Below are 13149 nucleotides of genomic sequence, written 5' to 3' on the forward strand. Positions count from 1 at the left end.
ATTCCGGCTGCCGCTCGAGGCGGCCTGACCGCACGACCACTCGTCGTGCCGCACCGACCGTTTGGCCGACCCGCGAGCCCGCTGGCCGAGAGCGGCGCGCGCCTCCTCCCGCCGTACCCGCGTCTGCGTCACAGTGATGGTCGTCACACCCGTGACCTCCCCTGCGCACGGAAAGGCACCCCGGTGGCTGAGATCCACGACCAGTCAGACCAGGCAGCACGCCACGACCCGATCTACGACCGGCTCCACGCGACCAGCGAGTTCCAGGACCTGCGGCGTCGCTACCGGGGCTTCGTGCTCCCCGCGACCGCCGCCTTCCTGGCGTGGTACCTCCTCTACGTCGTCCTCTCCAACTGGGCCGGCGACTTCATGAGCACCCGCGTCGTCGGGAACATCAACGTCGCCCTGGTGTTCGGCCTCCTCCAGTTCGTGACGACGTTCGGGCTCGCCTACCTCTACAGCCGCTACTCGACCTCGAAGCTCGACCCGCTGGCCCGCGACCTCGAGACCCAGTACCGCACCGGTGCCGGGACCGACGGACGGAGGGGTCAGGCATGAGCGACCAGGCACTCACCAGCGTCCTCTTCCTCGCCGTCGTCGCCCTGACGGTGGCCATCACGTTCTGGGCGAGCCGGCAGACCAAGACGGCCGCCGACTTCTACTCCGGCGGCCGGTCCTTCTCCGGGCTCCAGAACGGCCTCGCGATCGGCGGCGACTACATGTCGGCCGCGTCGTTCCTCGGCATCTCCGGTGCCATCGCGGTGTACGGCTACGACGGCTTCCTCTACTCCATCGGCTTCCTGGTCGCCTGGCTCGTCGCGCTGCTGCTCGTCGCGGAGATGCTCCGCAACGCCGGCCGCTACACGATGGCCGACCAGCTGGCCTTCCGGATGAGCCAGCGCCCGGTGCGCACGGCGGCGTCCCTCTCGACCGTGGTCGTCTCGATCTTCTACCTGCTCGCCCAGATGGTCGGCGCCGGCAGCCTCGTCGCGCTGCTGCTCGGCGTCGACAGCCAGGCCATCAAGAACATCACCATCATCGGCGTCGGCGCGCTGATGATCTTCTACGTCGTCGTCGGCGGCATGAAGGGCACGACGTACGTCCAGATCGTCAAGGCCGTGCTGCTCATGCTGGGCTCCGCGCTGATCGTGGTGCTGGTCCTGGCGGAGTTCAACTTCAACCTCTCCTCCCTCCTCGGCGCGGCCGCGGAGAACTCCGGCCAGGGCGAGGCGTTCCTCCAGCCCGGACTGCAGTACGGCGCGACGCTGACCTCGCAGATCGACTTCCTGTCCCTCGGCCTGGCGCTGGTGCTGGGCACCGCGGGCCTGCCGCACATCCTGATCCGCTTCTACACCGTCCCGACCGCCCGCGACGCCCGGAAGTCGGTGCTGTGGGCGATCGCGCTGATCGGCGTCTTCTACCTGATGACGCTGGTCCTGGGCTTCGGTGCCGCGGCGCTGCTGGACCGCAGCAGCGTGGACCCGCTGGAGGGCGGCAACCAGAACCTGGCCTCCCCGCTGCTCGCGGAGGCGGTCGGCGGTGGCGACGGCTCCACCGGCGGCGCCATCCTGCTGGCCCTCATCGCGGCGGTCGCCTTCGCGACCATCCTCGCCGTGGTGGCCGGACTGACGCTGGCGTCGTCCTCGTCGGTGGCCCACGACCTCTACAAGGGGGTCATCAAGAAGGACGAGGCGGTCTCGGAGAAGGACGAGGTGAGGGTCGCCCGGATCGCGGCGTTCGTGATCGGCGCGATCGCGATCGCGCTGTCCATCCCGGCGCAGCGCCTCAACATCGCCTTCCTCGTCGCGCTCGCCTTCGCGGTCGCGGCGTCGGCGAACCTGCCGGCGATCATCTACAACATGTTCTGGCGGCGCTTCAACACCCGCGGCGCCACGTGGAGCATCTACGGCGGCCTGATCTCGGCGGTCGGCCTGGTGCTGCTGTCGCCGGTGATGTCGGGGGCGCCCACCTCGCTGTTCCCCGACGCCGACTGGTCGATCTTCCCGCTGAACAACCCCGGCATCGTGTCGATCCCGCTGGGGTTCCTGCTGGGCTACCTCGGCTCGATCAGCAGCCACGAGCCCTCTGCGGAGGACCGCTACACCGAGCTCGAGGTGCGCGCGCTGACCGGCGCCGGCGCCGAGGGCGCGGTCTCCCACTGACCGGGACGTCCCCAGCCTCCCCGGCGGTCTCCTCTGCGAGGCCGCCGGGGAGGCCGGTCCACTTCTCCACCCATCCCGCGCGACGATCCCGAGGAGTACGTTCACCCCATGGCTGACGAGACGCTCTCCAACCTGCTGAAGGAAGACCGCCGCTTCGAGCCGCCCGCCCCGCTGGCGGCCGACGCCAACATGACGGAGGAGGCCTACGCCCGCGCCGCGTCCGACCGGGAGGCCTTCTGGGCCGAGGCCGCCGACCGCCTCAGCTGGGGCCGGCGGTGGGACCGCGTGCTCGACTGGGACGACCCGCCGTTCGCGAAGTGGTTCACCGGCGGCACCCTCAACGCGGCGTACAACTGCGTCGACCGGCACGTCGAGGCCGGCCACGGCGACAAGGTCGCGATCCACTGGGTGGGCGAGCCTGCCGACGACACCCGCGACCTGACGTACGCCGACCTCCAGGCCGAGGTCTGCCGGGCCGCCAACGCGCTGACCGACCTCGGTGTCGCCACGGGCGACCGGGTCGCGATCTACATGCCGATGATCCCCGAGACCGTCGTCGCGATGCTCGCCTGCGCCCGCCTCGGGGCGCCGCACACCGTGGTGTTCGGAGGCTTCTCCGCCGATGCGCTGGCCTCCCGCGTCGACGACTGCGGCGCCAAGGTGATCATCACCTCCGACGGCGGCTACCGTCGCGGTGCGCCGTCGGGACTCAAGCCCGCGGTCGACGAGGCCTGCGCGAAGACCTCCATCGTCGAGAAGGTGCTCGTGGTGCGGCGCACCGGCCAGGACGTCGACTGGGACGACCAGCGCGACGTGTGGTGGCACGACGTCGTCGACTCCGCCTCCGCGGAGCACGAGGCGGAGATGCACGACGCCGAGCACCCGCTCTACGTCATGTACACCTCCGGCACGACCGGCAAGCCGAAGGGCATCCTGCACACCACCGGCGGCTACCTCACCGGCACGTCGTACACGCACTGGTCGGTCTTCGACCTCAAGGCCGACACCGACGTCTACTGGTGCACCGCCGACGTCGGCTGGGTGACCGGCCACAGCTACCTGGTCTACGGCCCGCTCGCCAACGGAGCGACGCAGGTGATGTACGAGGGCACGCCCGACTCCCCGCACAAGGGCCGCTGGTGGGAGATCATCCAGCAGTACGGCGTGACGATCTTCTACACCGCCCCCACCGCCATCCGGACCTTCATGAAGCAGGGCCGCGAGATCCCCGACCAGTTCGACCTGTCGTCGCTGCGGCTGCTGGGGTCGGTGGGTGAGTCGATCAACCCCGAGGCGTACATGTGGTACCGCGAGGTCATCGGCGGCGACCGCTGCCCGATCGTCGACACCTGGTGGCAGACCGAGACCGGCCAGGTGATGATCTCGCCGCTGCCCGGTGTCACCGCGGGCAAGCCGGGGTCGGCGATGACGCCCATGCCCGGCATCGAGGCCGACGTCGTCGACGAGAACGGCGACTCGGTGCCCGACGGGTCGGGCGGCTACCTGGTCATCAAGCAGCCGTGGCCGGCGATGCTGCGCACGCTGTGGGGCGACGACCAGCGGTTCAAGGACACCTACTGGTCGCGCTTCGCCAAGCAGGGCTACTACTTCGCCGGCGACGGGGCCAAGAAGGACGAGGACGGCGACGTCTGGCTGCTCGGCCGCGTCGACGACGTCATGAACGTCTCCGGCCACCGCCTCTCCACCACCGAGATCGAGTCGGCGCTGGTGTCGCACCCCAAGGTCGCCGAGGCGGCCGTCGTGGGTGCGGCCGACGAGACCACCGGTCAGGCGGTGTGCGCGTTCGTCATCCTGCGCGACTCCGCCGGCGACGGCGGCTCCGACATCGTCGAGGAGCTGCGCAAGCACGTGCAGAAGGAGATCGGCGCCATCGCGAAGCCGCGCCAGATCATGGTCGTGCCGGAGCTGCCCAAGACCCGCTCCGGCAAGATCATGCGGCGCCTGCTCAAGGACGTCGCGGAGCACCGCGAGGTCGGCGACGTCACCACCCTGGCCGACTCCACCGTGATGGATCTGATCAAGGACAAGGAGGGGTCGGGCGCGGGCGCCGAGGGGTGAGCAGGCCTGTTGGGATCCCCGGATATCCGGGGATCCCCGCGGTTGGCACCCGTTGCAACCCCCACGAACCGCAAGGAGACCCCCCGAAGGTCGCGGCTACGGCGTGAACCGGAACCGGTCGCGGTGACCCAGCAGCAGCGCCCCGGCCACCGCGGCCACCAGCGACCCACCCAGCACGGCCGTCTTGGCCAGCTCCCGCTCCTCGCCGGTGAAGGAGAGGTCGGAGACCAGCAGCGACACCGTGAAGCCGACGCCGGCCAGCACCGCGACCCCGAACATGTCGCGCCACTCGAGGTCCTCGTTGAGCTCCGCGCGCGTGAAGCGGGTGAGGATCCAGGCACCGCCGAGCACGCCCACGGGCTTGCCGATGACCAGGCCGACCACGACCCCGATCACGATCGGGGACGACGCCAGCTCGCCGAGCGACCCGGACACCACCACTCCCGCCGACATGAAGGCGAAGAACGGCACCGCGACGGCTGCGGAGATCGGTGAGAGCAGGTGCTCGAGGCGCTCGGCGGGGCTGCGGTGCTCGTGCGCGTCGGGCCGGACCCGGGTGAGCAGACCGAGGACCACGCCGGCGATGGTCGCGTGCACGCCGCTCTCGTGCATGAACCACCAGGCGGCCACCGCGATCGGCAGGTAGACCAGCGGCGTGCTCACGCGAGCGCGCTGCGCGATCCACCACACGCCGAACGCCACGAAGGTGATCGCCAGCGCCTCCAGGTGCAGGGTCGAGGTGTAGAACACCGCGATGATGACGATGACGATGAGGTCGTCGACGACCGCCAGGGTGAGCAGGAACGCGCGCAGCGACGTCGGCAGGTTGGACCCCACGACCGCGAGCACCGCCAGGGCGAAGGCGATGTCGGTGGCCGCCGGGATCGCCCAGCCCCCGGGCTCCCCGTTGCTGCTGGTGAGGTTGACGGCCACGTAGATCAGGGCCGGTACGGCGACCCCGCAGGCCGCGGCGACCACCGGCACGGCGGCGTCGGCCGGCCGGCGCAGCGAGCCGACGACGAACTCGCGCTTGAGCTCGAGCCCCGCCACGAAGAAGAACAGGGTCAGCGCGCCGTCGGCGGCCCAGTGCTCGAGGTCGAGGGGGCCGAGCTCCAGCGCGCGCAGGTCGAGGTACGCCGTGTCCCACGGTGAGTTGGCCCACGCGACGGCCAGCGCCGCGGCGAGCAGGGCGACCATGCCGCCGACGGTCTCGCGGCGGAACAGGTCGCCGAGGAACGTGTCCTCACCGAGCGTGCTGGTCGGCAGGAAGAAACGCTGCCGCTCCCCGCGGTCGTGGGGGTTGGTGCCCGAGCTCATAGGACTCCCCGGGGGTCGGCGGCAGGACTGCCGACCCGACTTCCCGGCGCACCGCGGGCCACCCTACCGAACGCCTCGTCGCCCTCCGCCGGCGCGCTCGTATAGGGTCGGACCGCTGTGACGCACGGGCACTGACCACGACGAACGAGCACGACAAGGGGTCTCATGGAACCGGTCAAGGACACCGATCCGACCATCGGCCGACTGGTGCACGACGCGAGTCGCGACATCTCCACGCTCATCTCCAAGGAGATCCAGCTGGCGAAGTCGGAGCTCAAGGTCAGCGTGAAGGCCGGCGGCACGGGCCTGGGCCTGTTCGCCGGCGCGGCGTTCCTGGGCGTGCTCGCGGTGATCATGCTCTCGATCGCCCTCGCCTACCTTCTCCACTGGAACGGCTCGGGCCTCGACCTGCACTGGGCGTTCCTGATCGTGACGGCGCTCTACGTGCTGCTCGCGGGGCTGCTCGCCTTCATCGGCCTACGCAAGGTCAAGAAGGTCAAGGGTCCGGAGAGGGCCATCCGCCAGGCACAGCAGACGAAGAACGCCCTCTCCCACCGCTGAGGCGTCAGCCGGCGCAGCTGCCGGTGTCGACCGCTGCACCGGCCGTCAGGCCGCGGGCAGCGCTCTCGGCCACCGCGTCACCGGTGAGCGCGTAGCCGGTCTGGGTGTCGGTGACCGACGCCGCGAAGACCACGCCGGCGACGCGGCCCTGGGAGGTCACGATGGGGCCGCCCGAGTTGCCCGGCCGGACCAGGCCCCGCACCGAGAAGACCTCGCGGATGACCGTGCCGTGGCCGTAGATGTCGGGCGAGCGGAGCCGCTGCTCCGAGCGCACCCGCGCGACCTGGACGTCGTACGGACCGTCCTGGGGATAGCCGAGGATGGCGACCCCGTCGCCGGCACCGGCCTCCCGGTCGAACCCGATCGTCGGCAGCCCCGCCGAGTCGAAGGCGAGCACCGCGACGTCGAGGTCCTCGTCGTAGTGCACGACCTGGGCCGGCACGGGTCCGGTCTCCAGCAGGACGTCGGGCTCGCTGACGCCCGCGACGACGTGGGCGTTGGTCATCAGCCGGCCCGGCGCGTAGAGGAAGCCCGACCCCTCGATGCCGTTGCCGCACGAGTTGGTGCCGTGCACCTTCAGCACGCTGTCCTGGGCGGCCTCGACGTCGGGGTCGCTGAGCAGCCGCTGAGGACCGGGCTGGACCTCGACGATGCGCTCGGGCGCGAACGGCTCGAGGTAGCGGGGGAAGAAGGTGGTGCCCACCACGTTGTTGAACGCACGCAGCACGCCGTCGGCACTGGTGGGCAGCCTCTCGTCGACCTGCGACAGCACCCTGGAGTCGCGCGCCAGCGCCGTCACCCCGACGATGCGGGAGCCGGAGACCGCCACCCCCAGCGCCCAGGCCACGATCAGCACGGCGACGGCGCTGAGGGCCGCGCCGCCGATGGCGTCGAGGGCACGCGCGGGCTGCCAGGTGATGGCGTCGCGGATCCGGGCGCCGGCGTACTGCAGGCCCGCCTGGCCCAGCGAGGCCGACGCGATCACGATGAACAGCGCCCCGAGGGAGACCCACAACGACGGCGCGGCGTCGCCCAGCGCGACCGGCGCGAGCCAGACCCCGAACAGGCCGCCGAGCAGCAGGCCCGCGGTGGCGAAGGCGCCGGTCACGAACCCCTGCCAGTAGCCGGAGAGGGCGTAGACGCCGGCGAGGGCGAGCAGCAGCCAGTCGAGGAGGTTCACTCAGCCCTCCTGCAGCTCGACACGGACGGGGTCGTCCCGGAGCATGTACGACGGGAGGTCGCGCGAGCGCGACTCGTCCCACGGGCTGCCCCAGCCGAGGTGGTCGAAGAGCCGCGAGACGATGCCGGCGGTGAAGCCCCAGAGGATGACGTCACGCTCGGGCCCGATCAGGAAGCCGGGGCCGACCCAGCCGCTGGGGTGGCGCACGGAGACGCGGTGAGCCGGGTCGAGCAGCTCTGCGACCGGGACGTGGTGGATGGCGTGCACCTCGTCGGGGCTCGCGATGCCCACCGGCCCGCGTCGGCGCCAGTAGCCGAGCACCGGCGTGACCGCGAAGTTGCTCGGCGGCAGCCACAGCTCGGGCAGCTCGGCGAACACCTGCACGCCGGCCGGGTCGACCCCGATCTCCTCCTCGGCCTCGCGCAGCGCCGCCTCCACCGGCGTCTCGCCGGGGTCGAGCTTGCCGCCGGGGAAGGACACCTGGCCGGGGTGGGACCGCATGTGGTGGGCCCGCTCGGTGAGGAGCAGCTCGCCACGGTCGTCGCCGTCGACGTCGGCGAACAGCATGAGCACGGCGCTGCGCCGGGGGACGACGTCGTCGGGCTGCAGGAAGCGGGTGAGGTCGTCGACGGTGATGGTGGCCGCACCCTCGACCACCGGGTCGAGCCACCGCGGCAGCCCCGCGGTGTCGCTCACGCCCCGACCCCGAGGTGCTCCTGCACCAGCCCCTCGATCTCGGCGAGGTCGTCGATGATGACGAACTCCTGGTGCACCACGCGCCCCTCCTCGTCGACGAACGCCAGGAAGGGCAGCCCGCGCATCGCCGGGAACGGGGCGAGCCCGTTGAGCTCGCCCTCGTAGTCCTCGTAGAGGGGGTAGGTGACGCCGGTCCGCTCGACGAGCTCCTGGGCCTCGGCTGTCCGGGCGTCCTGGAAGTCGACCCCGATCACCTCGACGCCGGCATCGGACTGCTGGAGCTCCTCGAGGATCGGCATCTCCTTGCGGCACGGGCCGCACCACGAGGCCCACAGGTTGATGACGGCGGGGCCGCGCACGTCGGCCAGCTGCAGCGGCTCGGCGTCGGAGCCGAAGGCGTCGAGGGTCAGCTCGGGCAGCGGCTGGGGCAGTGTCTGCTCCTCGTCGGGCCTCTCGTCCACCGCTCCGGAGTCGCAGCCGGTGAGCAGCAGCGCGGCGGCCGCCAGCGCCGCGGCGTACGGCCTCACGCCGGGCCCTGCGTCTTGACCAGCGCCTGCGCGACGACGGGGTCGGTCGGGCCCGCGCCGTAGGACGGGCAGAGACGGGCGACCGGGCAGGCACCGCAGGCCGGCTTCTTGGCATGGCAGATGCGCCGGCCGTGCCAGATGAGGTGGTGCGACAGCATGGTCCAGTCGCGACGGGGGAAGAGGTCGCCGACGATGTGCTCGACCTTCACCGGATCGGTCTCCTCGGTCCAGCCGAAGCGGCGCACGAGGCGGCCGAAGTGGGTGTCCACGGTGATGCCGGGGATGCCGAAGGCGTTGCCGAGGACGACGTTGGCGGTCTTGCGGCCCACGCCCGGCAGCCTCACCAGGTCCTCGAGCCGGGGCGGGACCTCGCCGCCGTGGTGCTCCACGAGGGCGGCGCTCAGCTTCAGCAGCGACTCCGTCTTCGCGCGGAAGAAGCCCAGCGGCCCCACCAGCTGCTCGAGGTGCTCGCGCCGGGCGGCGGCCATCGCCCGGGCGTCGGGGTAGGCGGCGAAGATCGCAGGCCGGGCGGTGTTGACCCGCCGGTCGGTGGTCTGCGCCGAGAGCACCGTGACGACCAGCAGCTCGAACGGGTCGGCGAAGTCGAGCTCGCACCGCGCGTCGGGGTAGGTCTCGGCCAGGATGCGGTCGACCTTGCGGGCGCGGCGTACGACGGTGGTGTCGGGACGCTGCCGGTCGGAGCGGGAGGTCGGGGTCGCGGCAGGCACGGGCCCAGAGTACGGCGCGCTGCCGACACCGCCTCCGAGGCGAGTGTCACGTCGCCTCCCGGCGCGGGGTGTGGCACGTCGCCCCTGCAACGGGTGTGGCACTGTGACCGAGCCCACTGGCTAGGATGCGCAGGAGGCCCGACTCGGGCGGCTCGAGACTGGAGGACCCGTGGACAACGACGTACTGCGCCAGGCGCCGCTGTTCAGCGCTCTCGACGACGAGGCGGCCGGCGCGCTGCGCGCCTCGATGGTCGAGACGACGCTGCGTCGCGGCGAGGTGCTCTTCCACGAGGGCGACTCCGGCGACAAGCTGTACATCGTCACCGACGGCAAGGTGAAGCTGGGCCGCTCGTCCTCCGACGGTCGCGAGAACCTGCTGGCGATCATGGGGCCGGGCCAGATGTTCGGCGAGCTCTCGCTGTTCGACCCCGGCCCGCGCTCGGCCACCGTCACCGCGGTCACCGACACGGCGTTCGTCTCGCTCTCCCACGCCGACCTCCTGCGCTGGCTCGAGGGCCGCCCGATGGTGGCCCGTGGCCTGCTCGCCCAGCTCGCCGGCCGGCTGCGCAAGTCCAACGACGTCGTGGCCGACCTCGTCTTCTCCGACGTCCCCGGGCGCGTGGCCAAGCAGCTGCTCGACCTCGCCGACCGCTTCGGCCGCTCCGCCGACGACGGCGTGCACGTGCACCACGACCTCACCCAGGAGGAGCTCGCCCAGCTGGTCGGCGCCTCCCGCGAGACGGTCAACAAGGCGCTGGCCGACTTCGCCTCCCGCGGCTGGGTGCGCCTGGAGCCCCGCTCCGTGGTGATCATGGACGTCGAGCGCCTCTCCCGCCGCGCCCGCTAGGCCCAGACGGCCGCCCGCTCACCGGGAGGAGAGGTGGGCCAGCTGGGCGCGCACGGAGAGCTCGGCGGCTCCCCACAGCACCTCGTCGACGTCGGCGTACACGATCTCGACGACCTGCCGGGCGACGTCGGGAGCCTCGGCGTCGAGGGTCGCCACGGCGGCCTCCACCTGGGCCAGCCGCTCGCGGCGGTGGGCGAGGTAGAAGTCCAGGGCGCCGAGCGCGTCGTCGATCACCGGTCCGTGACCGGGCCAGATGGTGCCGACCTCGTGCGCCGCCGCCAGCTCGTGGAGGCGGTCGAGGGAGTCGAGGTAGGCGCCCAGCCGGCCGTCGGGGTGGGCGACCACCGTCGTGCCGCGGCCCAGCACCGTGTCGCCGGTGAGCACGGCGCCCTCGGCGGGCAGCAGGAAGGAGAGCGAGTCGGCGGTGTGGCCCGGAGTGGCGACCACGCGGACCTCGAGCCCGTCGACGGCCACGACGTCGCCGCCGGCGAGGCCCTCGCTGCCGAGGCGCTGCGCCGGGTCGAGCGCGCGCACCCCGCAGCCCAGCCGCTCGGCGAGCTCGCGGGCCGCCTCGGAGTGGTCGAGGTGGTGGTGGGTCAGCAGCACGACCGCGACGTCGCCGGCCACCGCCGCGACCTCGTCGAGGTGCGAGGGGATCGAGGGTCCGGGGTCGACCACGACCGACCGGCCCGCCCCTGGCTCGCGCAGCACCCAGGTGTTGGTGCCGTCGAGGGTCATCAGGTCGGCGTTGGGCGCCAGCACGCACCGCCCCCGCTCGCCGAAGGCGCCGCCCGCCCAGGTCATCGGCCGGCGATCAGTGCGGTGTAGCGCTCGGGGGTGGAGAGGATGTGTCCGTCCCCGTCGGCGACGACCTCGGGCATGAACATCTCGACCGTCCGCCCCTCGGCGTCGGCGAGCACCTCGGCCGGCGCGGGGAACAGTGCGACCTCCAGGCACGTCAGCCACGTCGGCGGCAGCATCAGGAGGTCCCCCGCCTCCACCGCGTCCACGGCCGCGCCGGCGGGCATCCAGGCCACCGACGACGACTCGCTCGACACGTCACGGGTGCGCTGGCCCTCGGGGAGGACGGCGACGAAGAACCAGGTGCGGTAGCGGCGCGGCTCGAACACCGGCGTCAGCCAGCCCGACCAGGCTCCGAGCAGGTCGGTGCGGAGCACCAGGCCGCGGCGTACGAGCAGGTCCGCGAGGGCGAGGTCGTGCGACTCCAGGGCGGCCCGGTCGGCCTCCCACTCCTGGCCGGTGGTGTCGGAGACGACCGAGCCGGCGTCCGGGCCGGCCAGCAGCACGCCGGACTCCTCGAAGGTCTCGCGCACCGCCGCGCAGACCAGCGCGCGGGCCAGGTCCTCCTCGACCCCCAGCCGGGTCGCCCACTCCGCCGGTGGCGGACCGGCCCAGGCCAGGGCCGGGTCGTCGTCGCGTTCGTCCACCCCGCCGCCCGGGAAGACGCACATGCCGCCGGCGAAGGCCATCGAGGTCCGCCGGCGCAGGAGGTAGACCTCGGGGCCCGCGGCCGACCCGCGGAGCAGCACGACGGTCGCGGCGTTGCGGGGCTCCGCGGGCTCGGCCGAGCCCGCGGCGTACGCCTGCGCGTGCTCGACCATGTGCCCCGGCAGCGGCAGTCGCTGCACCGGCTCAGACCTCGACGAGGATCTCGACCTCGACCGGTGCGTCCAGCGGCAGCACCGGGACGCCGACGGCGGACCGGGCGTGCACGCCGGCGTCGCCGAAGACCGTCCCGAGCAGCTCCGAGACGCCGTTGGCGACGCCCGGCTGGCCGGTGAAGTCGGGCGTGGAGGCCACGAAGCACACCACCTTGACGACCCGCTTGACCAGCGCCAGGTCACCGACCACGGCCTTGACGGCCGCGATGGCGTTCAGGGCGCACTGCTGCGCGCACTCGACGGCCTCCTCGGCCGAGACCTCGCCGCCCACCTTGCCGGTGTACATGAGCTCGCCGGCGCGCATCGGCAGCTGGCCGGAGGTGTGGACGTGGTTGCCGGAGCGCACCGCCGGCACGTAGACCGCGACCGGCTTGGCCACCTCGGGGACCGAGAGCCCGAGGCCGGCGAGGTTCTCCTCCGGGTGCGCCATCAGGACTGCACCGGGCGCTTGAAGTAGCCGACGTTGTTCTCGGGGTTCATGCCGGGCGCGATCTGCACCAGCTCCCAGCCGTCGGCCCCGAAGTTGTCGAGGATCTGCTTGGCGGCGTGGGTGAGGATCGGCGCCGTGAGGTACTCCCACTTCTGAATCGAGCTGTGCGTCATGGGGCGACCCTAGTCGGGCCGCGCCCTCTGCGGGTAGACGGTCTCCTGGCGGGCCAGCATCGCCACGAACTCCCCGATCCTGCGCTCCCGCGTCTCGGCCCGCTTCACCTGCCCGAGCCGGTGGATGAGCGCGTAGCGGTTGGTCTTGGTCAGCACCTCGAACATCGCCTGCGCCGCAGGGTCGGCCGCGATCGCCGCGAGCAGGTCGTCGGGCACGACGGCCTCCGAGGGCGGGGCGTACGCCGCGTCCCACCGCCCGTCCGCCTTGGCGGCCTCGACGGCCGCCCGGCCGGCAGGCGTCATCCGACCCTCGCGCTCCAGCCGGTCGATGTGGGCCACATTGCGCGCCGACCACATGCTGCGCGGCCGGCGGGGTGTCATCCGCTGGAGGGACGTCTCGTCGTCGCGGCGCCGGGCCTGCCCGTCGATCCAGCCGAAGCACAGCGCCTCGTCGACCGCGGTCGCCCAGGTCATCGTGGTGCGCGTGCCGCCCTTCTTGGTCAGCACCAGCCACACGCCGGGCGAGGTGTCGTGGTGCTCCTCCAGCCAGGCGCGCCACGCGCCCGGGTCGGGAACGAGCAGCTCCTCCAGGTCGACGGCCATGCCGGCAGCCTAGGGCCGGCCACCGACATCATCCCGCGGACTGACGCGCGCGCCCCGTGGCCCGTCTACGGTGACCCCCGTGGACGAGTCGGTGCTGCGCCGCCCCTGGCAGCTGGGCGCCCGGTCCCGGCTGTGGTTCGACCGCGCACTGGCCACGGCGCTCC

15 protein-coding genes are annotated in these 13149 nt (G+C 72.3%); 5 read left to right on the plus strand and 10 right to left on the minus strand.

Annotation, left to right across the window (positions count from 1 at the left end; translation table 11 throughout):
* The first annotated feature begins 183 nt into the window (after window positions 1-183).
* From QZX64_RS00345 to acs, 3 genes are all read left to right on the plus strand, one after another.
* A complete protein-coding gene (locus tag QZX64_RS00345; protein ID WP_295656021.1) occupies window positions 184-558 on the plus strand; it encodes a DUF485 domain-containing protein in 375 nt (124 codons plus the stop codon).
* Window positions 555-2162 carry a cation acetate symporter gene (locus QZX64_RS00350; protein WP_295656023.1) on the plus strand — a complete coding sequence of 536 codons (1608 nt, stop codon included), beginning with the start codon at window positions 555-557 and terminating at the stop codon, window positions 2160-2162. Before QZX64_RS00345 ends, QZX64_RS00350 begins: the two co-directional genes overlap by 4 nt.
* Before the next feature lie 108 nt (window positions 2163-2270).
* Window positions 2271-4241, plus strand: a complete 1971-nt coding sequence (gene acs / locus QZX64_RS00355; RefSeq protein WP_295656025.1) for an acetate--CoA ligase — start codon at window positions 2271-2273, stop codon at window positions 4239-4241.
* A gap of 96 nt (window positions 4242-4337) precedes the next feature.
* On the opposite strand, the gene nhaA is transcribed toward acs, so the two are convergent.
* Window positions 4338-5558 carry a Na+/H+ antiporter NhaA gene (gene nhaA / locus QZX64_RS00360; RefSeq protein ID WP_295656027.1) on the minus strand — a complete coding sequence of 407 codons (1221 nt, stop codon included), beginning with the start codon at window positions 5556-5558 and terminating at the stop codon, window positions 4338-4340.
* A 165-nt stretch (window positions 5559-5723) separates the two neighbouring features.
* Between nhaA and QZX64_RS00365 the strand changes: the two genes are divergently transcribed.
* Window positions 5724-6119 (plus strand): phage holin family protein, encoded by a 396-nt coding sequence (locus tag QZX64_RS00365; protein ID WP_295656029.1) that lies wholly within the window; start codon window positions 5724-5726, stop codon window positions 6117-6119.
* A 4-nt stretch (window positions 6120-6123) separates the two neighbouring features.
* Here the strand turns inward: QZX64_RS00365 and QZX64_RS00370 are convergent, their stop codons facing one another.
* The 4 genes from QZX64_RS00370 to nth are packed head-to-tail and all read right to left on the minus strand — an operon-like array spanning window position 6124 to window position 9250.
* Window positions 6124-7299 (minus strand): MarP family serine protease, encoded by a 1176-nt coding sequence (locus QZX64_RS00370; protein WP_295656031.1) that lies wholly within the window; start codon window positions 7297-7299, stop codon window positions 6124-6126.
* Complete coding sequence (locus QZX64_RS00375) at window positions 7300-7995, minus strand: CoA pyrophosphatase (RefSeq protein WP_295656033.1); 696 nt, start codon at window positions 7993-7995, stop codon at window positions 7300-7302.
* The gene (locus QZX64_RS00380; protein WP_295656035.1) at window positions 7992-8522 is read right to left on the minus strand and encodes a TlpA disulfide reductase family protein; all 531 of its coding nucleotides are present in this window, start codon (window positions 8520-8522) and stop codon (window positions 7992-7994) included. Before QZX64_RS00380 ends, QZX64_RS00375 begins: the two co-directional genes overlap by 4 nt.
* On the minus strand, window positions 8519-9250 hold the full coding sequence (nth, locus tag QZX64_RS00385) for an endonuclease III (RefSeq protein ID WP_295656037.1): 732 nt from the start codon (window positions 9248-9250) through the stop codon (window positions 8519-8521). Before nth ends, QZX64_RS00380 begins: the two co-directional genes overlap by 4 nt.
* Window positions 9251-9419: 169 nt before the next feature.
* On the opposite strand from nth, the gene QZX64_RS00390 reads away from it, so the two are divergent.
* A complete protein-coding gene (locus QZX64_RS00390; RefSeq protein WP_295656039.1) occupies window positions 9420-10097 on the plus strand; it encodes a Crp/Fnr family transcriptional regulator in 678 nt (225 codons plus the stop codon).
* Between the two features lie 18 nt (window positions 10098-10115).
* Here QZX64_RS00390 and QZX64_RS00395 read toward each other — a convergent pair whose 3' ends face one another.
* Genes QZX64_RS00395 through QZX64_RS00415 form a run of 5 tightly spaced genes read right to left on the minus strand, consistent with a single transcriptional unit; the run spans window position 10116 to window position 12985 of the window.
* Complete coding sequence (locus QZX64_RS00395) at window positions 10116-10901, minus strand: MBL fold metallo-hydrolase (RefSeq protein ID WP_295656040.1); 786 nt, start codon at window positions 10899-10901, stop codon at window positions 10116-10118.
* Window positions 10898-11746, minus strand: coding sequence for an NUDIX hydrolase (locus tag QZX64_RS00400; RefSeq protein ID WP_295656041.1), 849 nt, complete (start codon window positions 11744-11746; stop codon window positions 10898-10900). The genes QZX64_RS00395 and QZX64_RS00400 overlap by 4 nt, the downstream gene beginning before the upstream one ends.
* 4 nt (window positions 11747-11750) lie before the next feature.
* Complete coding sequence (locus tag QZX64_RS00405) at window positions 11751-12209, minus strand: RidA family protein (RefSeq protein ID WP_295656042.1); 459 nt, start codon at window positions 12207-12209, stop codon at window positions 11751-11753.
* On the minus strand, window positions 12209-12367 hold the full coding sequence (locus tag QZX64_RS00410; protein WP_295656046.1) for a DUF4177 domain-containing protein: 159 nt from the start codon (window positions 12365-12367) through the stop codon (window positions 12209-12211). The genes QZX64_RS00405 and QZX64_RS00410 overlap by 1 nt, the downstream gene beginning before the upstream one ends.
* Before the next feature lie 24 nt (window positions 12368-12391).
* Window positions 12392-12985 carry a YdeI family protein gene (locus QZX64_RS00415; protein ID WP_295656043.1) on the minus strand — a complete coding sequence of 198 codons (594 nt, stop codon included), beginning with the start codon at window positions 12983-12985 and terminating at the stop codon, window positions 12392-12394.
* Window positions 12986-13149 lie beyond the last annotated feature (164 nt).

The organism is uncultured Nocardioides sp. (assembly GCF_902805925.1).
In the GTDB taxonomy this organism is placed as follows: Bacteria; Actinomycetota; Actinomycetes; order Propionibacteriales; family Nocardioidaceae; genus Nocardioides.

What these genes read in the sequence shown, in the direction of transcription:
- QZX64_RS00350 (WP_295656023.1), top strand. Translation starts at nt 555, where the DNA reads ATGAGCGACCAGGCACTCACCAGCGTCCTCTTCCTCGCCGTCGTCGCC.
- acs (WP_295656025.1), top strand. Translation starts at nt 2,271, where the DNA reads ATGGCTGACGAGACGCTCTCCAACCTGCTGAAGGAAGACCGCCGCTTC.
- nhaA (WP_295656027.1), bottom strand. Translation starts at nt 5,558, where the DNA reads ATGAGCTCGGGCACCAACCCCCACGACCGCGGGGAGCGGCAGCGTTTC.
- QZX64_RS00365 (WP_295656029.1), top strand. Translation starts at nt 5,724, where the DNA reads ATGGAACCGGTCAAGGACACCGATCCGACCATCGGCCGACTGGTGCAC.
- QZX64_RS00395 (WP_295656040.1), bottom strand. Translation starts at nt 10,901, where the DNA reads ATGACCTGGGCGGGCGGCGCCTTCGGCGAGCGGGGGCGGTGCGTGCTG.
- QZX64_RS00405 (WP_295656042.1), bottom strand. Translation starts at nt 12,209, where the DNA reads ATGGCGCACCCGGAGGAGAACCTCGCCGGCCTCGGGCTCTCGGTCCCC.
- QZX64_RS00415 (WP_295656043.1), bottom strand. Translation starts at nt 12,985, where the DNA reads ATGGCCGTCGACCTGGAGGAGCTGCTCGTTCCCGACCCGGGCGCGTGG.